General features: G+C 58.7%; 15 protein-coding genes. 9 read left to right on the top strand and 6 right to left on the bottom strand.

Annotated elements, in window-relative coordinates:
* The first annotated feature begins 88 nt into the window (after positions 1 to 88).
* Positions 89 to 679: a YigZ family protein gene (locus A9Q02_RS22855; RefSeq protein ID WP_281256951.1), complete on the top strand. Its 591-nt coding sequence runs from the start codon at positions 89 to 91 to the stop codon at positions 677 to 679.
* A 75-nt stretch (positions 680 to 754) separates the two neighbouring features.
* On the opposite strand, the gene A9Q02_RS22860 is transcribed toward A9Q02_RS22855, so the two are convergent.
* Both A9Q02_RS22860 and A9Q02_RS22865 read right to left on the bottom strand, forming a co-directional pair.
* The gene (locus A9Q02_RS22860; RefSeq protein ID WP_097655395.1) at positions 755 to 2,740 is read right to left on the bottom strand and encodes a UvrD-helicase domain-containing protein; all 1,986 of its coding nucleotides are present in this window, start codon (positions 2,738 to 2,740) and stop codon (positions 755 to 757) included.
* 10 nt (positions 2,741 to 2,750) lie between these two features.
* Positions 2,751 to 4,550: a DEAD/DEAH box helicase gene (locus A9Q02_RS22865; protein ID WP_097655396.1), complete on the bottom strand. Its 1,800-nt coding sequence runs from the start codon at positions 4,548 to 4,550 to the stop codon at positions 2,751 to 2,753.
* A 184-nt stretch (positions 4,551 to 4,734) separates the two neighbouring features.
* Between A9Q02_RS22865 and A9Q02_RS22870 the strand changes: the two genes are divergently transcribed.
* From A9Q02_RS22870 to A9Q02_RS22890, 5 genes are all read left to right on the top strand, one after another.
* Positions 4,735 to 5,868 (top strand): AI-2E family transporter, encoded by a 1,134-nt coding sequence (locus A9Q02_RS22870; protein ID WP_097655397.1) that lies wholly within the window; start codon positions 4,735 to 4,737, stop codon positions 5,866 to 5,868.
* A gap of 18 nt (positions 5,869 to 5,886) precedes the next feature.
* Positions 5,887 to 6,327, top strand: a complete 441-nt coding sequence (locus tag A9Q02_RS22875) for a DUF2231 domain-containing protein (RefSeq protein WP_097655398.1) — start codon at positions 5,887 to 5,889, stop codon at positions 6,325 to 6,327.
* Complete coding sequence (locus A9Q02_RS22880; protein WP_097655399.1) at positions 6,327 to 7,013, top strand: lysophospholipid acyltransferase family protein; 687 nt, start codon at positions 6,327 to 6,329, stop codon at positions 7,011 to 7,013. Before A9Q02_RS22875 ends, A9Q02_RS22880 begins: the two co-directional genes overlap by 1 nt.
* 33 nt (positions 7,014 to 7,046) lie before the next feature.
* The gene (locus A9Q02_RS22885) at positions 7,047 to 7,859 is read left to right on the top strand and encodes an ABC transporter permease (protein WP_172451299.1); all 813 of its coding nucleotides are present in this window, start codon (positions 7,047 to 7,049) and stop codon (positions 7,857 to 7,859) included.
* Between the two features lie 104 nt (positions 7,860 to 7,963).
* On the top strand, positions 7,964 to 9,001 hold the full coding sequence (locus A9Q02_RS22890) for an ABC transporter substrate-binding protein (protein WP_097655400.1): 1,038 nt from the start codon (positions 7,964 to 7,966) through the stop codon (positions 8,999 to 9,001).
* A 64-nt stretch (positions 9,002 to 9,065) separates the two neighbouring features.
* Here A9Q02_RS22890 and A9Q02_RS22895 read toward each other — a convergent pair whose 3' ends face one another.
* A complete protein-coding gene (locus tag A9Q02_RS22895; RefSeq protein ID WP_141509160.1) occupies positions 9,066 to 11,249 on the bottom strand; it encodes a hypothetical protein in 2,184 nt (727 codons plus the stop codon).
* A gap of 322 nt (positions 11,250 to 11,571) precedes the next feature.
* Between A9Q02_RS22895 and A9Q02_RS22900 the strand changes: the two genes are divergently transcribed.
* Both A9Q02_RS22900 and A9Q02_RS22905 read left to right on the top strand, forming a co-directional pair.
* A complete protein-coding gene (locus A9Q02_RS22900; protein WP_097655402.1) occupies positions 11,572 to 12,921 on the top strand; it encodes a phosphomannomutase/phosphoglucomutase in 1,350 nt (449 codons plus the stop codon).
* 411 nt (positions 12,922 to 13,332) lie between these two features.
* A complete protein-coding gene (locus A9Q02_RS22905; protein WP_097655403.1) occupies positions 13,333 to 13,950 on the top strand; it encodes a GNAT family N-acetyltransferase in 618 nt (205 codons plus the stop codon).
* Positions 13,951 to 14,109: 159 nt separating this feature from the next.
* On the opposite strand, the gene A9Q02_RS22910 is transcribed toward A9Q02_RS22905, so the two are convergent.
* The 3 genes from A9Q02_RS22910 to A9Q02_RS22920 are packed head-to-tail and all read right to left on the bottom strand — an operon-like array spanning position 14,110 to position 17,166.
* Positions 14,110 to 15,048, bottom strand: a complete 939-nt coding sequence (locus tag A9Q02_RS22910) for an undecaprenyl-diphosphate phosphatase (protein WP_097655404.1) — start codon at positions 15,046 to 15,048, stop codon at positions 14,110 to 14,112.
* A gap of 6 nt (positions 15,049 to 15,054) precedes the next feature.
* Positions 15,055 to 16,404 (bottom strand): aspartate aminotransferase family protein, encoded by a 1,350-nt coding sequence (locus A9Q02_RS22915; RefSeq protein WP_097655405.1) that lies wholly within the window; start codon positions 16,402 to 16,404, stop codon positions 15,055 to 15,057.
* Positions 16,405 to 16,413: 9 nt separating this feature from the next.
* The gene (locus A9Q02_RS22920) at positions 16,414 to 17,166 is read right to left on the bottom strand and encodes a metallophosphoesterase family protein (protein WP_097655406.1); all 753 of its coding nucleotides are present in this window, start codon (positions 17,164 to 17,166) and stop codon (positions 16,414 to 16,416) included.
* 84 nt (positions 17,167 to 17,250) lie between these two features.
* On the opposite strand from A9Q02_RS22920, the gene A9Q02_RS22925 reads away from it, so the two are divergent.
* A complete protein-coding gene (locus A9Q02_RS22925) occupies positions 17,251 to 18,147 on the top strand; it encodes a hypothetical protein (RefSeq protein ID WP_097655407.1) in 897 nt (298 codons plus the stop codon).
* Positions 18,148 to 18,670: the final 523 nt, after the last annotated feature.

Genomic DNA, 18,670 nt, shown 5'->3' on the forward strand with positions numbered 1-18,670 from the left:
TCCATCGTGTCCTCCTGAAGCGTTCGATCATTCCTTCAGAAGGATACACGATGGGCTACCACTTTGACGTAGCCCTACCCGTTATCCTATCCCTGCCGCACGTGCAACAACCGAGTTGATGGTCAGCAATTCACGCTTCATCAGCCGTGCGGGCTATACGCCCGATATTGACGCGGCCAAAGCCTTCATCGCTGACATTCGTGCCGCCGAGCCCGACGCGACGCACCACTGTTTCGCCTACCTGGTCGGCTACGGAGCCAGCGTCACCGCCGGTATGAGCGACGACGGCGAACCATCGGGCACAGCCGGACGCCCGATGCTGGCCGTGTTGCGCGGGGCTGATCTGGGCGATGTCACGGTTGTTGTGACGCGCTACTTTGGTGGAACCCTGCTTGGCACGGGAGGATTGGTACGGGCCTATAGCGATGCGGTGCGAGCCGTGCTTGCCGAGTTACCCCGCGGCGAACACGTCGTCTTGCAGTGCCTGCGCATCGAAATAGACTACAGCCTCTATGCAACGGTGCGCCGCATCCTCGAAAACGCCCAGGCGCTGATTGATGACGAAGCTTTTGGGGCAACCGTCGTCATAACGGCGCGTGTCCCCGTAACGGACGTCGATCGCATCAGCGCGCAACTGGCCGAAAGCACGGCGGGTCAGGTACGGCTACGTCTCACATAAGATGGTTTTTTGACGCAAAGGCGCAAAGGCGCAAAGATCTAAACTATCGTGACGTTCCGGGGTGCGCGGGTGCTTCTATGTGTGGGGCGCCTCTAGTAGACTCGGCACTTCGCCCACATAGGTTACGACCAGACGCTGGCCTGCACGTGTCATCGCCATATAGAGCTTGCGGGTATTATCGCGGATCTGCTCGGCTCGTTCCTCTTCAGACAGCCGCAGGCTCCCTTCGGCTTCAAGCAGACGATGGATGCCGACAAGAAAGACAATCGGACTCTCGAGGCCAGTCGCTGAACCAAGTTGGCAGACGCGGATCTGTTCCGGCTGCACACCCTCTTTGGGATGAGTCACATGCGTCGCACCAAATTCAGCCCTGAGTCGTGTGAGCAGTCGGTTGGTGCCTTGCCAGTCGGCGTGCAAAATCAAGATATGCTCAAGCGGTGTCTCAGCTGCAACCAGTGCCTTGACCTCCTTGACGACCCGTGTGAGTTCATCCTGTTCACTAGTGAGGGCAACGACTTTAGGCGGCAACCCACTCGGCGTCTGCTGCACATTGGCGGCAATGAGTGCCTCTTCATCGTCGGGTAAGCGGTGCTGATAGAAGCGGGTCGCAAAGGCCAGAATCTCCCTGGTTGTACGATAGCACCGGTCAAGACGGCGGGTATGACCACGCACATTGAAGCCACTGGCGAGCCATGATTGGCGTCGTTTGAGGAAGCCCTGGGTGGGATCGGCGACCAGAAAAATCTGTCCTCGCTGCATTGGCAAAACGCGCTTGATAATCGCAAACCAGATCGGGGCAAAAAACTGAGCCTCGTCAATCAAGATAACATCATAGGTTGGGAGGTGGGGGTCTTCTTCGATCAAAGCGCGCCAGATACGGCGCGGCACATCACCGAAATCGAGCCTTCCTTTTGCATTCAACAGATGCTGATAGGTCAGAATCGCCCCGTACACGCGGTCACGCATCGATTCTTTGAGCGCAAAGCCGCGGCCACTGCGATCGGCCTCGCGATAACCCTGGCGTGTCGTAATCAGACGATCTTTGAGCCAATCAATTTCGCTCTTGAAGAGATCAAGCGAGATCGACGTATCGGCGAGGTGTTGTTCCCAGGCTTGCTGCAGAAGCGCACGCTGTTCATACTCTTTGATCAAACGTGGCCTGGGTGACGTCGGCCAATAGGCGATGCACCACCCAAAAAAGGTTTTCCATTCGACGCCCTGATCGCCCCCGCTCAAGACGTGATACCGATGCTGGAGATCGCGGATAAGGGGACGATTGTGGGTCAAGACGAGCATACGCTTGCGCGGAAAAAACTGACGGAGCAAGCGTGCTCGATACAGCAGGAGCAGTGACTTGCCGCTGCCTGCTACACCATTGACAAGTTGTAGGTGCAACTCGTGGTTGGCTTCTTCAGCCTCTTCGGAGAGTTCAAGATCATATTTGAGCACCCACTCTTGCTGGTAACTGAGCAGGTATTCGGTCAGCACTGGTTCGGTGGCGCGCACTAGTGGTTGGCGGATGGTAAGCTGGGAAGGAATAATGATCTCGGGGCTAAAAGCGCGTCGCAAACGCTCAAACTGCTCGGGTGTGCAGCGTGAACCAAGCCGGGACACGAGCCAGGGTAAAAACGCCTCACTGGTCAGATCCTCGCGGGCACCCCAGACAATGCCTGGTGGAGGTTCGCCCAGGGCCGTCTGCAGATCGACGACCGGTATGCCTGGGAAGAGGATGAGGCCAGGAATGCATGCGAGGGCATCGGCAACATCCAGGTGCGTCCGAAACTGATTGAGGGCCTCTGTTTCCGTGGTTCCGGGCGCGGTCGTTGCGCCAAAGAGACCTTGCTGATGCGCCTGACGCATATCGGTGAGGGTGGCAGGGACAACAGTGATCAAGGCGCAGCGCTCTTCCTGCGTATAGACTAGAAAGGAAGGCCCGTGATCCTGGATAGTCAGCCGTTGCCAGATAACAAAACTATCAGGGAGTTGTTTGAGGAGCCGAAAGACGCGAATCGTTTCGCGCGGGTACGAGCCAACTGGACGTTCGGGAAGAAACTTTGCCATAACGGTGGGATCAGGTGATGCTCGGGTGGGCGCAACTGGCAAGCAGATCACGCCATAATTCAAGCCCGTGTTGTGAAGTTGCCTCACCAGGGCGAGCCTCAAGCACATGACGACTGCCCAGGATAATCAATTTGTGACGTGGGCGCGTGATCGTCACATTGAGGCGTTCAGGTTGGAAGAAAAAATCGGCCACTTCACTGACAAACCTGGCATCGGAACTCGTCAGTGACACAATGATTACATCGCGTTCCTGGCCTTGCATGCGTTCAACGGTATCAATCACAAGCGCACGGCGCTCTGCATTACGCTCGGGCAGTGCTTGACGCAACCGATTGCGGATGGCCCGACTCTGGGCGCGGTAGGGTGTCACTACGCCGATTTCGGCAGGAGCCACCCCGCATGCCACCAGGGTAAGGATGAGCTCAACCGCGAGTTGGGCTTCCTGTTCATTGCGCGTGGTGGCGCTCCGATGACCAAGATCAACAAAGACCTTCGGCACGGCTGGATCAAGAATCTCAGCAAAGCGCTCGGGCGGCTGCGCATAGCTGATGCGTCGCGATCCTATGCCTTCGGCGGGCACAAGGCGTCCCGCATAAAAGGCCTTGCTTGGCCAGGCGGCCAGCACATCATTGAGGCGATAGGTCTCTTCGAGCATCGTATCGAAGCCACGGTCAACCAGTACACCAAAGACCGAATCGCGCAGCATCTGGTCGCCATAGCGGGTCGCCAGGACGGGCGGTAGTTGCTGATGGTCGCCCACGAAAATCGTACGCCGCGCCACGAGCATCGCCATAATAGCCAGCGGGAGCGTGATCTGACTCGCTTCATCAACAATCACTGTCTCGAATTCTACCCCGTGCAACCGACGTGTGCGTGTAGCAAATGGCGTTGCGCCAACAATATACGCCCCGGAGAGATCGCAGAGCGGCGACGAGTCAAACGTGGCATAATGCTCAACCTGTAGTCCATCGGCACGGGCCTCATGCCCGATCTTCACCGCCGTCACCGGTGTCGCATCCTCGCGTGAGGCGAGCTCGGCCAGTTTATTCAGGGCATTGGCGATCGCCCGATGGGTAAAGCATGTCACCAGGACACGCTCGCCATCTTCTGCAAAGAGTTGGGCGAGGCGGGCCAGCACTACCGTCTTGCCGGTTCCCGGAGGCCCCTGGATCAGATAGGCAAGATCGCTCGCATACGCTGACGCAACCGCATCAGCCTGCTGCGTGTTAAGCCCCCACTGTTCAGCCCGCTCAAGGGCATATTCAAAGCGTTCGAGATCCAGGCTTGGCCGGATCTGCCCGGTGAGCAAGGGCAGCACTCGTTCGCGACCAGCCGCCGTATCGGCGGCTTCGTCAAGTGCCTCCAGGATGTAGTCGCTCACATTGAGATAACCCTCATCAAGCACCCAGCCATCGGGTTGAGCGACAAAGTCAAAAGCCGTGATCCCAGGTGCATCAGTCGAGACAAGCAGATCCGTCTCTTCATCAAGCTCGAGCGTGACAAGGAAATTTGGCTCAGCGAAAGGGTCGCCGCGGCTCAAACAGAGCATGTCGCCCTCACGAAAACGTGATTCGTTGCGATGACAGCGTAGTTCAACCAGACCGTCAGGGTGTACCTTAACGATCGTGACAGCATCAATCGCCCGCCCTGTCGCAACTCGCTTTAACAGCGGTTGTGACCAGAGATGCTCGATCTGCCGTGTTGCTTCATTGGCCTCGGCCCGCACCAGGCGCGCTAATTCGGTAATGAAATCATGCAAAACGGTATCATCGGGAGGCAAGGGAAGGCGGCCTGCGTCGGGCGTCAACATAGCACAACTTTCTCACATGAAGAGGGCACGCAAATGCTCTGCCTGCCTCCGAATATAGCATGCCTTGCGATGAGAAGCAACAATGATATAATCGCATCGCCGTCTTTGCAAAACGCTGTACAATAGGGAACGGTTCACATGTGACGAGGCCTTGGTATGGGTACGATGGAGAGGATAATTATTGATGGAGCAGAAGCCTGACCGTCGTTCGCCACTGGATATGGTTAGTCCAGGGTTGCTTGCTATCGGCATTCGTAGCTGGCTCTATCTTGGAGTCGCTGCATTTGCGATCGCTATGTTGTTCATTATGAGTGCGATTGGAAGCCTGGTGGTTCCGCTGGTGCTTGCCACGGTTATTGCAATGCTCTTCTATCCGTTGGTTGACTGGCTTGAGGCTCATCGCGTTCCCCGCCTCTTCAGTGCGCTCGGGGTGATGGCTTTGCTTGGGGTGATCCTGGTGGGGGCGCTCTGGCTGGCGGTTCATGGCATTCTTGGTCAGGGTGACCAGATCGGCAAGCTTGTGCTGTCGGGCTTGCAAGCGCTTGAACGATGGACATCTGACGCAGATCTGCCGGTTGGCTTGTTTGACTGGGCGGTGACCAATGCACTGAATGCCGTGCCCCAGATTGCGGCGGGTGTAGGGTCGTTCTTTACGGCTAGTTTTGCGGGCATGATCGGTCTTTTTATGGGTCTTTTTCTTGGTGTTTTCTTGCTTTATTATTTATTAATAGACTGGCATGGTATTGTGGGTTGGCTGGCCCGGAATATTGGCCTGGCCCCTGCATTGGGGGAAGTCGTGATCGCCAATACGACGAATGCCGTGCGGCGCTATTTTTATGCGCTGACGCTTTCGAGTATGGTCGTGTCGGTCTCAATTGGCAGTACAATGGCGCTGCTTGGTTTGCCCCTGGCTTTGACGATTGGCCTGGTGACAATGGTCACTTCGTATGTTCCCTATCTCGGGGCGATTGTGTCGGGCGCCTTTGCCTTTCTGGTGGCCCTCGGCGCTGGTGGCGTTGGCTCAGCGATTATGGTGCTTTTTGTCGTGCTGCTGATGCAGAATATTATCCAGACGATTATCCAGAATAAACTGGCGAGCACGCAGCTTCGTCTGCATCCGCTGGTGACGTTCATTGCGACCATTCTTGGCGGGATCCTGGTGGGCATTCTTGGAGCGATGCTCGGTACGCCTGCCGCAGCAGCGATCATCCGTGCCCGTGAGGATATCTTGCGTCTCCGCGATCCGCAGGAAGCTGAGCAGGCGCTTGCTGCCGCTGCTCCGGTTGTGGCGGCCGCTGATCTGGATCCGTCGCGCTGAAGATTATGAGCATGTCCTATGTATGTTTTGCATCCGATCACGGTTCATTTTCCGATCGCACTCTTGCTCGTTAGCACGCTTTTTACCTTCTTGGCCCTGCGGCAGATGCGGGGCGCATGGGAAACCAGCGCGTATCACTGTCTGTTGGTCGGTTGGTTTGCTGGCCTCGTTGCGGTCCTTACCGGCATCTTTGATGCGGCACGTCATTTGACTGGGCCTGATGCCCTCTATACAAATGAACTGATTGGGCGTGTGAATGCACATGCGTTTACGAGTATTGCCGCACTACTGGTGTATGGCTTAGCCTTGCTGCGTCGCCGTCGTCGCCCCGATCTGCTCGAGGATGCTGAAGCACGACGCGGCTATCTTCGTCTTCATGTGCTCGGTGCGGCACTCTTGATGGTGGGTGGATGGCTTGGTGGCTACCTTGTTTATGTTGCTGGTCTGGGGGTACGCTAATGTTTGTCCAGTTTGCGTATGGGTTGCTCTATCTCTGGCTTGGTTTTATGCGTCTGATTGGTTGGTTTCGCTGGAGTGTTGAGGGCATCGAGCGGTTGCCTCCCCGTGAAGCCAGCGGTATGATCATCGCGATGAACCACGTTCACTGGATTGATATTCCGATTATCGGGGCGATGCTCCCGTTTCGCTATCGTCTCTCGTGGATGGGTAAAGCCGAGCTTTTTGAAAACCCGGCGGCAGGTTTGTTATTGCGTGCGATGGATGTTGTGCCGATCAAGCGCGGACAGCGCGATCTGGCCGCCCTTGATGCGGTGGTTGCCGCCCTGCGTGCAGGCAAGGTTTTGTTGATCTTCCCCGAAGGTACCCGCGGGCGGACAGGCATTCTGCGGGCTGGGCGCGGGGGCACCGTGCGCATTGCCATGCAGTCCCAGGTGCCGATTGTACCTGTGGCATTAACTGGCACTGAACTGGGTTTTTGGGGGACAATCAAGCGCCGTCCCGTGCATGTGACCATCGGTGAGCCGTATCGCATTGAGGTGCCCGTTGGGACGAAAATCCCGGCGGATCAGATGGCCAGGTTGACCGATGATTTGATGGGGCGCATTGCGCTTCTCTTGCCCGAGGAGCGACGGGGGATCTATGCGCCCAAGCTGGCCGAGGGTGCGCCACTGGCCGAGCGTGAGTAGTGATGAGGATCAGTTTCGTGGTACGATAGGAGCATGTCGAATCGTGCTCTTTCACGTGATCTGCGGGCAACGCCACGCGTTTCCGCATGGCTGTTCCGTCTCATGCGCCGGTATGCTGCTGCGCTGGCGCTGATGGTGTTGCTGCTCGCCGCGCTCGAGTGGGGCCTTCCTGCGGCTGGTGTGCCCCGCTATCTGCTGCCTACGCCTTCGCAGGTCGTGGCAAGCTTTGGCGATCCGCGGGGCGATCTCTTTGGGCACGCTCGGGCGACTGCGTCGGCGGCGTTGCTTGGGTTGAGCTTTGGTGCGGCGATGGGTTTGTTACTGGCCGTCGCGTTTGTGCATGCCCGCCCGGTCGAGGATGCCTTCTATCCGTGGGTGTTGCTCTCGCAGGCGGTGCCTGCGGCGGCACTTGCGCCGCTGTTGACGATCTGGCTGGGCAATGGCCTTGCGCCACGGGCGGCGATGGCGGCGCTGTTTGCCTTCTTTCCGGTGCTGGTCAGTGCGGCGCGGGGGTTGCGTGATCTCTCGCCCGAACAACTTGCCTTGATGCGTTCGTGGGGGGCGCATCGCTGGCAACTCTTGTGGCATCTGCGCATTCCTGTGGCCTTGCCCGCCATCTTTGCTGGGCTTAAGGTTGCGGCGGCGCTGGCAGTTGTCGGGGCAATTGTGAGTGAACTGGCCGGGAGTGGGCGCGGCCTCGGGTTTGTGGTCAGTGTCGCTAGCTATCGCCTCCAGACGGATCGCGTCTTTGCGGCAGTGGTTCTGGCTGCGCTGATTAGCCTGACGTTGCATGGGGCTATTGCACTTGCCGAGCGCCTGATTGTCTTCTGGCGGCGCCCTGGTTAGACCGCTTGATGGTTGGGGGAGCTTGTTCACATAGGGCGGGACGCCCTCGTTCCCAGGAGAAGAGTGAACACGTACGTTGGTGTCGGATGGTGAAAGGTTGCTCTATGTCGCGAGCGTTGCGTCGTCTGGTTTTGGTTGTGTTCGTAGGGGTGCTTGTCGTCGGTTGTGGTGCGCCAGCGCAGCCTGCGGCCTCGGTGGTGCCTGATGGCCCCGAACAGCCGGTCGTCAGTATGCGCTTGCAGTGGTTTCCGCAGTGGCAGTTTGCTGGCTATATTGTGGCTTTGCTCAAGGGCTATTATGACGAGGCCGGCCTTGAGGTGACGCTGCACCCTGGCAGCCCTGATATGGTGCCGTTGCCGCTGGTGGCGGCTGGTGCTGATGATTTTGGCAGTACCGGGGCCGATACGGTGCTGCTGGCCCGTGAGCAGGGCATCGATATCGTGGCCCTGGCAACCTGGTTCCAGGCCAGTCCGGTCGCGTTTATGGTGCATGCTGACGCAGGGATCGCTGGCCCACAAGATTTTCCAGGGCGCACCATTGGTATGTTCTACGGCGATAATGTCGAGACCGAGTATCTGGCGTTGCTGGCGGCGAGTGGGGTTGACCGCGCGCAGATCACCGAGATCCCGGGCGATTATAATATCGCACCGTTTCTTGAGCGCCGGGTTGATGTCTGGCCGGTCTACGCGACTGATCAGCCTTTTACCGCACGCCGTGAAGGGGCCGAGGTTGATCTGATCCTCGCTCGGGACTATGGTGTCCAGATGATGGGTGATACGCTCTTTACGACGGCGGCTTTTGCGCGGGATAATCCCCGTACGGTACAGGCCTTTGTTGAAGCGACTCTTCGTGGTTGGCAGGATGCTATTGCCAATCCTGATGAAGCTATCGATCTGATTTTAACGTACAATCCTGAACTTGATCGCGATCAACTCACGTTCGAGGCTGCCGAGACGATTGTCCTGTTGCAGCATGGCCCCGGCGAGCGCTGTATTGGGTTCAGTGCCCCCAACGTGTGGGCGGCGCAGGCGACCCTGCTCAGCGAGCTCGATCTGTTGCGACAACCAGTTGAACTGACTGATGTCCTGCTCAATCAGCCCCTGCTTGATTTCTATGCCACGCAGGGTATTGTGTGCGAATAAGTTTTTGATGCAGCAAGACACGGCCAGTTCTGCTGGCCGTGCCTTGCTGCATCGAAGGCGATCCTTAGCGTGTCGGATAGATCTGACCGACAAACCAGGTTCCTGAAGAGACCCAGGCGAGGTTGTCGTCGCTGCCAGCCCAGCCCTGGTTGACAAAGAAGGAGCGCTGGAATTCGGTCTTCCAGCTACAGTTGCGCCCTAAGATGTTGCACGAGCGGACAGGGCGGGTGCGTTCGGCATAACCGTAGGCCAGTGGGTAGTGGCTGAGCCAGCCGGTACCGATGATCGCCGGGGTTCCCCGTAGGACGATGGAGTCACGGGCGGCGTTGCGGAAACGGTCACGTTTGATGCCCACCGAACTGTAGTCAGTGCGCAGCGGATTGGGGCTGCGATTCTGGAGATACCGCCGTGCATCGCTCATCCGCCACGGGAACGTGGCCCCGTTGCCGGCTGCGCAGAAGGTGCCGATGCGCCCGCGGATCTCCCAGGTCATCGTCGCAACGCCTTGCTGTTCGGTGGTAAGCGGGTTGTTCATCTGCGGTGGCGCGATAGCCGCTGGCGAGCCGGTCGCAAAGCCTCCGGTACGGTAGATGCCTTCACTGCCGACCCACGGGGCGACGTTATTGTGGGCTTGCTGGTCAACCCAGCCAAAGAGCATGGCCCAGGCGGTGGCCCCACAGCCGCTCACGCAGCGTGACGTATTGGGGCCTTCGTCGCGGCGGAGTTGGCGGTAGATCCGCTGGTCGACCTTCGTGCCGGCCCACCAGAAGCGCCACGGCCCCCAACTCTGGGCAAGGTGCGCCCCTGACTGGGCAACGAGGTTGCGCGTTGCACTGTTGCCCACCAGGGCGAGCGGGAGATAGAGGCGGTTTGGTAGCGCGCCAATAATGAAGAAGGTGAATTGCTCGCTGGTGTTGTCTGCATAGGTAACGGTCGCGATCAGTTCGACGTCAGTGCCTGGACGATCCTCGATAACCGTGATCCGATAGAAGGGGAGCGGGCCTTCGTTCTCGACCAGCACGCCTTCGACCAAGGTTTCGCCAGGGCCGCTCAAGGCCACGGCTGGTGTGCTCCCCGCTCCTGTTTCACCAATGAGCGGCAGGTGGTAGATATCGCCAACGCGGAGGCCAAGGCCAAAGGTGCTGGCCTCGCGTTCGAATGTCCATGCCTCGGCAGCCAGATCGCGCAGATTGGCCATATACGGCGTATAGGCTTCGGTATAGCCCGCCTTAAGCGCTTCCCACGACTCCCATTCGGCCAGGGTAAAGCCGTCGGGTAGGGCCGAACCATTCGGGGTGCCAGGGCCACGCTCGATGGTCGTACCTTCGCCACCTTCGGGATCCGGGGTCCATTCCATCATACTATCTTCTGTGAAGGTCTGGTGAAGATCGGGTGAGGCACCAACGATGCGCACGAGTTCTGAACCGAGGGTTGCCACGACTTCCCCCTTTGGCCCTTGCGCTGCATAGGCGAGCGTATCAAGCTTGAAGAACTGTTCGGGCGCAGCCTGGCCGTTTGCTTGCGCTTGGGCGCGCATCTGCTCGGTCAGCGTTGGGCCTTCGCTATGCCAGTGAGGGATGGGCAGATCGTGCTCGCCAGTGGCGAGGATAATAAAGCCAGCCGGTATGTCTGCTGGAGGTGGAGCCTGGTTGGGTTCAAGCTGTTGACCCAGCGTCGGAGTACCAAGCACCTCAATTTCATAGTAGGCGGGCACATCACCAAGATCGGGGCGATAGAGTGGGCGAGCAACGGTGCCCAGGCGGGCCTCGGCCCAGTTTGGCACGAGTGGGCTGCCCCGTAATTCGGCGACAAACGTCGCGGCGCGGCGCAAGAGCGCCGCAGGCACAATGCCTAACCCTGGCTCGACCAAGAGTTGCACCTCGGCTTGTTGGGCAAACTCCCCGGTGAAACAGGTGCCATCCGAGAGCGCGGCACAGACCCTGAGGGTTGCTGTGCCTGCTTGGGCGTCGAGGGGCACCTCGAGGGTGCGTGTAAATGAGCCAGCTACTGCTGGGCCAAGATCGGCAATTCTGCTCCCGTTCCACAGGGCCGAGAGATCGATCTGCGGCGTAAACCCGGCGAGCGTCAGCGTCAGGCGCATCCCCGGCGTGACTACGGAACGATTCACCGCCAGACTCGGCGGTTGACTCTGGGCGGCAACTGGGACACTGCCAATCAGCATGGCAACGACAAGCAAGCTACTGCCAATCAGTAGAAACAACCGTCCTGGATGATTACATCTGGGCATCACATTCTCCTTAAACCCATAGATGTGCTAGCTATTCTCGCCAGCACAAGCGCGATGCTTGGGTGCTGTCGGCCTTCAGCCGTAGGCCCCCAGCCTCCCTGGAGGCTTACCTTCAGGCGGAGGGAGCTTTGCCCCACGCTTCCACGAACTGCGGTATGAGAAAAAACGCAGATTGCTTGCGAAAATGGTACGAATCGGCACGGAATCAGGGCTGGATTGCTCCTCAGATCTGCATTGCACCTTGCGCCGGTGTGGTAGCATACAGCACAGAAGCAACGACGCTACTGGGTGCGTCGCCGCTGAGTGCAAAGGGGGGGGGAACGTGGACGTCAACCCGTCAATTTTCAAAGCATATGACATTCGTGGCATCTATCCGACCGACTTGAATGAGGATGCAGCTTATCTCATCGGACGTGCGTTTGCAAGCTTTCTTGGGGTAGAAAAGGTCATTGTCGGGCGTGACATGCGTATCTCAAGCCCGGCCATTTTCGAGGCGGTGACGCGTGGTTTGATGGATCAGGGCGCAGATGTGGTCAACATTGGCATGGTCAGCACCGATCAATACTATTTTGCCTGTGCTACGCTCGGTGAGGCTGGCATGATGGTGACGGCCTCGCATAACCCCAAAGAGTACAGTGGCTTCAAGATGGTGCGCCAGATGCCCTACCTGCTCAGCGGCGACGAGGGCATCCAGGATCTGCGTCATCTCGTCGAAAGCGAGGCCTTTGCAACGCCGACCCGCAAAGGCACAATGACCGAGCTTGACTTCCAGGCACAGTTCATTGAGAAGATGCTTTCGTTGATCGATGTTGATCTTTTGAAAGATCGCAAGCTCAAGGTGATTGCCGATACAGGCAATGGTATGGTTGGGCCTTCGCTGCAAGCGCTCTACGAGCGTTTGCCGATCGAGTTTGCCGGGATGTACCTTGATCCTGACGGCAATCTGCCGAATCACGGCCTTGATCCCTTGCAGCCCGAGAATCGCGCCGAATTGCAGGCGCGGGTGGTGGCCGAAGGCTTTGATATTGGCTTCCTCTTTGATGGCGACGGCGACCGCTTCTTTGCCGTGGATGATCGTGGCGAGTTTATCTCGGGCGACTTCCTGACGGCGATTATGGGGCAATACCTGCTCGAAAAGTATCCTGCCGCCAAGATCCTCTACGATGTCCGCGCCTCGTGGGCGGTGCCCGACCTGATCAGCGCCAAGGGCGGCACCCCCCTGATGGAGCGGGTCGGCCATGCGTTCATCAAGCAGCGTATGGCTTTGGAAGACGCGGTCTTTGCTGGTGAAGTGACCGGTCACTACTACTTCAAGGATTTCTTCTATGCCGACTCGGGCCTCTTGCCGTCGCTCTTCTTGATGGAGATGCTGGCGAAACGGGGCATCAAGATGAGCGATCTGTTGCAAGAGCTTGAAGCGAAGTACTTCATCTCGGGCGAGATCAACTCGAAGGTTGCCGATGTCAAAGGCACCCTCGAAAAGCTTGCGACACAGTATCCCGATGCCACCATCGAGCGGATGGATGGCGTTTCGGTGAGCTATCCAACGTGGCACTTCAATGTTCGTGGTTCGAACACCGAGCCGCTCATTCGGCTGAATCTCGAGTCGGTTGCCTCACCTGAAGAGATGGTCGAGAAACGTGACGAAGTCCTGGGGTTGATTCGGTCGTAACATGGTTTATGCCAATGGTGCTTGAAGGGGCTGCCTTGTCATGCTGAGTAGTCTGTAACCTACGATTGCTACTCTCGGGATTGGCTTCGACAAGCTCAGCCAACGGCGGACGATGGGCGTTGCGAATGGACGGAGGCTGGGCCTGTCGAAGGCTGCGCCTGTCGAAGGCTGCGCCTGTCGAAGGCTGCGCTGGGATCAAGAAACGTAGGTTACAAACTACTGAGTAGTCTGTAACCTACGATTTCCACTCTCGGGATTGGCTTCGACAAGCTCAGCCAACGGCGGACGATGGGCGTTGCGAATGGACGGAGGCTGCTACCCCCAAGATCCTTGCGGCGCACACCGGGCAGGTTTCCCGCATGAGGTTCTGGGTGGTCTGCACCCCCCTCGTTCTCGTTTTTTGGAGTTGTCATGACACGCGCTTTGTCTGCTCATCCTTGGGCGTTTCGCCTGGCTGTCGCAACTGAAGAGGACTTCGCAGACGTTGCGCGTCTTTTTGCGGCCCTGCACACCTTTAACGCTTCACTCGATTCGCGCTTTGCCCTTGCCGAGGGCTGGCAGGCCTTGTTGCACGAGCATTTTGTGCGTACCCACAAGGCCCCTGGCTCGCTCTGGCTGCTGGCCTGGGTTGATGCGGCTGCCGACGATCCGCCGCATAGCGAACCGGTTGGTCTGCTCTTGATGGAATCACATCTTGACTCGCCGCTGTTTGCGCAACGCCGCTGGGCCGAACTGGTGGCGCTCTATGTTGATGAGCGTGCGCGTGGAACGGATTTGGCCCAACAACTGGTTAACGCGAGCACAGCCTGGGCGGCTGAGCATGGCTTTGATCGCGTGCAACTCTACGTTACCGCCTCGAACGAGCGGGCCAGGGCCTTCTACACCCGGGCTGGCTTTGCGCCTGCCCAGGAGATCTGGCGGCTTGAGGTACAACCACGGCCAGACGTTACCCCTCCCCCTGAACCGACTGATCATATGCACCCCGAACTCGGGCACCATCACCTCGCCATCGATCTAGACCGAGATTGATGCAGAGCGATCTTTGTTGTGATTGCTTACCACCGGCACACGCTTCAGCCGCACCTACTGGCCCTATCTCTACACCGCCAGCCGTGCTGATCGAGACACCATGGATGAGCGCGGGGGGCGTCTATGTGCCGTTGATCGCACGGTAGGGTTTGGTTCAGATTAGAGCACACCCACCGCCACAAGCCCCAGAATGAGCACCCCGATGATAATGCGGTAGATGCCAAAGGCGACGAAGTTGTGGCGAGCAATATAATTCAAGAGCCAGCCGATGGTGAGGTAGCCGACAATCATCGAGACAACGGCACCGAGCAAGAGTCGCCCCCAATCGTCGGGTTGCACGTCATCGAGGCTGCTGATCAGATCAACGAGGGTGGCCCCACCGAGCACGGGCATCGCTAGGTAGAACGAGAAAGCGGTGGCGGTACGTCGATCAAGCCCGGCTAACAAGCCACCAACGATGCACGAACCCGAGCGTGACATCCCTGGGATCAGCGCAAAAATCTGTGCAATGCCGACACCTAGTGCCTGCTTCCACGAAACCTGGCCGAGTTCGGTGGTGAGGGTCTGGCGCTGTGGGATCAGTTCAATCACCAGGAAGACGATGCCACCGAAGATCAGTGCCCCGGCGATCACCTGAGGGGTTTCAAAGAGCACCGCTTTGATGAAATCGCGGGCAAGCAACCCGACGATGCCGGCTGGAACCATCGCGATGACAATGCCAAGCCAGAGCGTCCTGGCAGCGCGGGCCTCCTCGCTTGTGCTCCGCCCGAGCAACGCCTGCGCCTGTTTGAGCAGATCCTGAATATAGAAAGCCACCACTGCGACGACCGTTCCCACCTGGATAAAGATCTCGAAGGTACCCCCAATGCTGCCCTGATAGTTGAGCAGCTTCGAGACGATGAGCAGGTGGCCGGTTGACGAAATAGGCAGCCACTCGGTAATGCCCTGGACAATGCCGAGCACCACGACTTTCCACCATTCCGGGTCACCAGGAATGACCATGGCGAGGCTTGCGATCAGGGCGACGGCGGCGATAATGATGTATGGAAGCGGCAAGTGAGGTGAAGCCACAGATGCGGTGGCGGGTGATTTCTGCATAATAATCTATTGCTTGATCATGCCAGCTGCTTTCAGCATGGCAAGAGCGTCGTCCAGGGCGGCAGCAGTGGCCTGTACATGCTCACTCGTGTGAACCGAACTGACAAAAGCACTGCGCCCGCGCATCAAGTCCACCCCGTTAATCTGGAGGGCCATGCGCAAGGCGTGGGTGATGGTGGCATCACCGCCACGTTTGAGGGTCGCGAGGGGAACCCCGGTGGGCACATCACCCGGACTGACCTGGCTCGTCGGGTCGGCAAAGAGATGCACAATGGAGCCATCGCCATAGGCGGTGAAGCCATGGAGGTGGCGCGTGCGCAGGACCTCATTCATTGCCTCGGCGAGTTCACGACCGCGTAGGGCGGCGAGGTGCCCAGGTTCACCGGTGGCAACGAGTTCGAGGCAGGCTACGCCGGCCGCCGCCGAGAGCGGATTGGCATTGTAGGTCCCCTGATGGCGAATGCGCCCGCGCACATCGCGCCTATCGGGGCCACTCGCGAGACGATCCATAATCTCGGCTTTGCCCACAACGGCACCACCGGGCAGACCGCCGGCGAGGATCTTGGCGAGACAGGTAAGATCGGGGGTGACACCAGCGCGCGCCGCTGCGCCGCCGGGACTCACGCGAAAGCCTGTGACCACCTCGTCACAGATAAGGAGGACACCGTGTTCAGCGGTGAGCGTGCGCACCTGTTGCAAAAACGCATCGGCGAGCGGCACAATGCCATACGCTGCCCCGGTCGGTTCGAGGATCACTGCAGCAATATCGTCGTTGGTCGCGAGCGTTGCGGCAACGAGTTCAAGCCTGGCTGGCAGGGTCAGAATATTGCCAAGGATATCGGCCGAGAGCCCAGCGTGCGGATCATCGGGATCAGCGCCGGGGGCTGCGCTATCGTGCCAGCCGTGGAAGTGGCCTTCGAAACGAATAATGCGGGGGCGACCGGTCACAGCCCGTGCCAGACGAAGCGCGAGCATCGTTGCCTCGGTGCCTGACGCGGTAAACCGCACCCGTTCGGCCCCAGGCACCAATTGCTTGATCAACTCGGCCCAGCGCAGGGCGAGCGCATTTTCGCCCCCGGCGTGGGTACCGCGTTCAATTTGCTCGCGCACCGCCGCCACAATTGCCGGATGCCCGTGACCAAGCAACAACGCCCCGTGGCCACACCAGTAATCAATCAGTTGATTATCATCAGCATCCCACTTATTTGCGCCTGAGGCACGTTCTATAAAGAGAGGGAACGGTGCCGCGCTGCGCCCATCGTGGGTGACCCCACCTGGAAAATGTGATCGGGCCTTCTCTGCCAGGTAGCCAGAGCGAGCGAAACGGGCCTGATAGAGCTGTTCAAGTTTTTGCATATCCGTTGGTTACATCCCATATTCCAGACGACGGATCAGCGGCCCTGGCAAGCCTGCCTCGACCATATCGCGTTGGGTACGGGTAATTTCATATTCAACGCGGGCAAAGGTGAGCGTACCAGCGCTAGGATCAAAGATAGCATAGGCTGCGCGTGGATCTTGATCCCGTGGCTGACCGACACTGCCAGGGTTAATGAAAAAACGACAGTTGCTACTGAGATCAATCACGTTATTGCGTGGAGGCACGCGTAGCAAATCCGGGAAGAAACGCTCGACCCGGTCAAAGCCGTGACGTTGACGGAAACCGAGTTGCACATGCGAATGCCCGATGAAACAGAGTTGTTGCGTGAAGAGCTCGAAATTTGCCGAGGCCGTCTCGGGAGCCAGCAGATATTCCCATACTGGTTCACGGGGGCTACCGTGGGCGAGCATAATCTCACGATCAACGATCGTCGTTGGCTCCAACTCTTCGAGCCAGGCGCGATGTTCAGGGAGCAACTGTTGACCGTTCCATTGATTGGCCTTACGTGCTTCGGGATTGAAATCGCGGAGATCGATCTTGCCGAGACAGGCAAGATCGTGGTTTCCGGTGATGGTAATGGTCGCATGTTCACGGATCAACGCGGCACATTCATTGGGGCGTGGTCCATAGCCGATAGTATCACCCAGGCACCATAACTCATCAAAACTACCGACGGCCTGGAGCACTGCCTCAAGGGCGACAAGATTCGAATGAATATCTGAGACAAGCAAAATCCGCATAAAAACCTGCGCTTCGTTGACGCCGTTTACGTGACGGGGCTATAATGGCGAATAGTCGTGTTGTTGTTGGAGTAGACAAGTTTTATGGTTGAATCAACCGGCCACTGTCCATACCTCGGGCTCAAACAGAATCAGGCGATTCGGTTTGCTTCACCGACTCCTGAACATCGCTGTTACGCTGCTGGTCAGGCCCAGGAGATTCCCCTTGTTCAGCCTGATTATCAGACCGCATTCTGTTTGTCGTCTGATCATGTCAAGTGCCCATTATACACGGGCTCTGGTCTCTCTTCAACGTCTGGACCTGGCCATAGCCTGACAATGGCTCCGGCAGGGGCAACTTCAATTGGGATGCGTGGGTGGCTCAACGATCTTCCTGCGCGTGAACGGATGATCTATGCGTTCCTTGTGACGGCACTTGCTATTGTCGTTGCCTTTTACGCCTTTGCGAGTGTGGGTCTGATCTGGGGCAACGTGACCCCGGGCAGCGATCCGTCACCCGGCTTGCCTCCGGCGAGTGCAACGGTGCCCATTGAGGCAACGGCGACGGCAACGGCGACAGCGCGACCAACGCTTACGCCGTCGCCACGACCTACGTTGACGCCAACGCCGAGCAGGACACCGTTGCCCTCAGCGACCCCGACAGAAATCTTGCCGACCATTGAGTCGGTGACGGTGACGCCTGCCCCGACGATCTATGTGCCGCCAGTTATTGTGCCACCGATTATCATTCCAACCCCAACTTTCTTGCCTGACCCTACCACGCCACCTGATCTTGAACCAATCCCGACCGAGGAGGCCCCGGGTTGGCCGGATGATCCGACACCCCCGGTTGAGCCGACGATTCCGCCCGAGGAACCGACGATCCCGGTGGTTGAGCCGACGGCGGTGCCGGTTGAGCCGACGGCGGTGCCGGTTGAGCCGACGGCGGTGCCGGTTGAGCCAACGGCCCCGCCGGAAGCGCCGACGGCCCTGGCACCATAGTAGGGGCACGGCTTGCCCGTGCCCGTAGGCGGGGCAGGGGCACGGTTTGCCCGTGCCCGTACGCGGGGCAGGGGCACCTTTTGGGGGTAGGTTTTTTATTCACGGGCCGAGGGAGCGTCATAGCGTTGGCTTGTTTCGCATGAGGTTGGCGGTGTCGTTGCCCAGGGTTCGGGGGACAAGCGTTGCGGCATCGGGATGGACTGGTGGTTCAATGCCCGCACCAAGAGGACGCTCCACCCCAGGCGAACGAGCCGGAGGCAGCGGGGGTGACAAGGAGAGCGCAGCGGGGGGCAACGCCCGCCATGTCATTCCGAACGAAGTGAGGAATCTTCGCTGCGGCGCATGGAAGACCCCTCGCTGCGCTCGGGGTGACAAGGAGGGTGCTCGGGGTGACAGGGCGGGCGCTCGGGGGGTGACAAGGAGAGCGCAGCGGGGGGCAACGCCCGCCATGTCATTCCGAACGGAGTGAGGAATCTTCGCTGCGGCGCATGGAAGACCCCTCGCTGCGCTCGGGGTGACAGGG

Source organism: Candidatus Chloroploca asiatica, from assembly GCF_002532075.1.
Classification (GTDB): Bacteria; Chloroflexota; Chloroflexia; order Chloroflexales; family Chloroflexaceae; genus Chloroploca; species Chloroploca asiatica.

Coding starts and splice junctions, on each gene's coding strand:
- A9Q02_RS22860 (WP_097655395.1), bottom strand. CDS start 2,740: ATGGCAAAGTTTCTTCCCGAACGTCCAGTTGGCTCGTACCCGCGCGAA.
- A9Q02_RS22865 (WP_097655396.1), bottom strand. CDS start 4,550: ATGTTGACGCCCGACGCAGGCCGCCTTCCCTTGCCTCCCGATGATACC.
- A9Q02_RS22870 (WP_097655397.1), top strand. CDS start 4,735: ATGGAGCAGAAGCCTGACCGTCGTTCGCCACTGGATATGGTTAGTCCA.
- A9Q02_RS22875 (WP_097655398.1), top strand. CDS start 5,887: ATGTATGTTTTGCATCCGATCACGGTTCATTTTCCGATCGCACTCTTG.
- A9Q02_RS22880 (WP_097655399.1), top strand. CDS start 6,327: ATGTTTGTCCAGTTTGCGTATGGGTTGCTCTATCTCTGGCTTGGTTTT.
- A9Q02_RS22885 (WP_172451299.1), top strand. CDS start 7,047: ATGTCGAATCGTGCTCTTTCACGTGATCTGCGGGCAACGCCACGCGTT.
- A9Q02_RS22890 (WP_097655400.1), top strand. CDS start 7,964: ATGTCGCGAGCGTTGCGTCGTCTGGTTTTGGTTGTGTTCGTAGGGGTG.
- A9Q02_RS22895 (WP_141509160.1), bottom strand. CDS start 11,249: ATGCCCAGATGTAATCATCCAGGACGGTTGTTTCTACTGATTGGCAGT.
- A9Q02_RS22905 (WP_097655403.1), top strand. CDS start 13,333: ATGACACGCGCTTTGTCTGCTCATCCTTGGGCGTTTCGCCTGGCTGTC.
- A9Q02_RS22910 (WP_097655404.1), bottom strand. CDS start 15,048: ATGCAGAAATCACCCGCCACCGCATCTGTGGCTTCACCTCACTTGCCG.
- A9Q02_RS22915 (WP_097655405.1), bottom strand. CDS start 16,404: ATGCAAAAACTTGAACAGCTCTATCAGGCCCGTTTCGCTCGCTCTGGC.
- A9Q02_RS22920 (WP_097655406.1), bottom strand. CDS start 17,166: ATGCGGATTTTGCTTGTCTCAGATATTCATTCGAATCTTGTCGCCCTT.
- A9Q02_RS22925 (WP_097655407.1), top strand. CDS start 17,251: ATGGTTGAATCAACCGGCCACTGTCCATACCTCGGGCTCAAACAGAAT.